The following is a 1505-nucleotide window of genomic DNA, read 5'->3' as shown; positions in this document are numbered from 1 at the left end:
ATGCTCGTTTCCCTTGAAATGGTAAGGTCTAAATCTGACTTAATGTCTGAAATACTAATCTGCATCGGAGAGTTCCGAGTCAGGCTGGAGTGCTGCTATATCCCAAATTTCAGCGGCTTCGATGTTGACAGTTAACAGCCAGATCGCTGCGGGATCGAGTTCAATTTTGTAGTAACCTCCATCGGTATGAAAGGTATTAAGCAACTTTGCTTTGCCATCGACTGGGATATGTTGAATATCCCAGAGCCTGATATCACAGTCGCTCCGGGTGAATACTCGAGTGTTGTTGCGGATAAAAATGGCTTGTTTAACTGCGCAGCCATGGTTCATCGTTGCAAGAAGCTTAGGACTATTCTTTTTAATCTGGGTTCCATCCCAAAGTTTGGCGGTATGGTCACCGGAAGTGGTGACAATATAACGACCTGTTGGGTCAAAAGCGATAAAATACACATCATCATCATGTCCCATAAATGCCAATGGATCAGTATCTCCGCTGATAATACTATCCATATGCCACAACGCGGCACAGTTGTCACCAACCATAGAGACGCCAATTTGCAGTGTCAAAAAAACAGACTACCCTGAATAAACTCAGCAACCTAACCGGTCTGGCAATGCACAGCTTTTACACCTTTCTACAGTTGTTCACTGTAGCATTTGTAGCAACAGCACTTACCTTTTTCACAAACCCTGAAGTGGCCACTGGTGAATATTTGGAATGGCAGCTGCCTATAAAAAAACAAAGTGATTCCTCTATAACCATTCGAGCCAGGTCGGCAAGTGTTGCTACAAAAACTCAGGGCACACGAACGCAGTCTTTTACTGGCGAAGTCACTATTTTCGGGCAGATCGACCAGCCATTTATCGTCTGTGCACAGAGCTTAGACGCTCAGGGCTTTACTTATGAGGCCAGTGCTGTTGTACCTTTCCCCTTTTCTGATAGTGATAAATCAACCCATCTTTATATGCTTACGTTAAGTGAGCGAATGGGCAGAATAGCGATTAAAGAAAGCCAGCCTTGGTCTGTCTTTCAAAAGTGCGTTCCAGTTCCGAGTATTCAAACTCAAGACTGAACTCAGTGTCTGGTAGTTCCAACACGATAGCCAGTTGCTTTCGGAGGGATTTAAGGATTTCTTCAGGTAATAGTTCATCTGAGTTCTGCTGTCAGCTCCAGAAGCTGTTGTATCAGATGCTCCCTGCCACTGAGCCTGGGTGCGAGCCAGTGTAAAAGCGCACGTGTATTAAGCAGCTTATCCGCCAGTTCACGGGATTCAGCCAGGCTGATTCGGAAGGTAAAAGGCGGCGAATCACCGAACCGTACAACAATCGTTACTCCTTCGGGTTGTGTATTGGTAAGCCAGTGGTACACCCCGACAAAAGGCAGATGATCACGCCAGTTAGCCGGCAGGCTCAGAGTGGGCAGGAGAATCAGGTCGACCATCATTTTGTCAGGTACTGGCATAAAGGGCGGTCGTCTGAAATCGTTGAAATCGTCAGTGTCGTAG

Annotated in this window: 3 protein-coding genes; 1 reads left to right on the top strand and 2 read right to left on the bottom strand. The window is 46.2% G+C overall.

The window, feature by feature from the left end:
- Positions 1 to 54: 54 nt before the first annotated feature.
- Positions 55 to 567 (bottom strand): WD40 repeat domain-containing protein, encoded by a 513-nt coding sequence (locus KDK18_RS08180; protein WP_257254414.1) that lies wholly within the window; start codon positions 565 to 567, stop codon positions 55 to 57.
- Positions 568 to 614: 47 nt separating this feature from the next.
- On the opposite strand from KDK18_RS08180, the gene KDK18_RS08175 reads away from it, so the two are divergent.
- A complete protein-coding gene (locus tag KDK18_RS08175) occupies positions 615 to 1073 on the top strand; it encodes a hypothetical protein (protein ID WP_257254413.1) in 459 nt (152 codons plus the stop codon).
- 74 nt (positions 1074 to 1147) lie between these two features.
- Here KDK18_RS08175 and KDK18_RS08170 read toward each other — a convergent pair.
- Positions 1148 to 1505: hypothetical protein (locus KDK18_RS08170; protein WP_257254412.1), on the bottom strand; the 358-nt coding region annotated here is incomplete at its 5' end.

It is taken from the genome of Endozoicomonas sp. SESOKO3, from assembly GCF_024606255.1.
Note: the sequence above shows the minus strand (reverse complement) of the source record. Positions and strands in the feature narration are given on the sequence as shown.

Coding starts and splice junctions, on each gene's coding strand:
- KDK18_RS08175 (WP_257254413.1), top strand. CDS start 615: ATGCACAGCTTTTACACCTTTCTACAGTTGTTCACTGTAGCATTTGTA.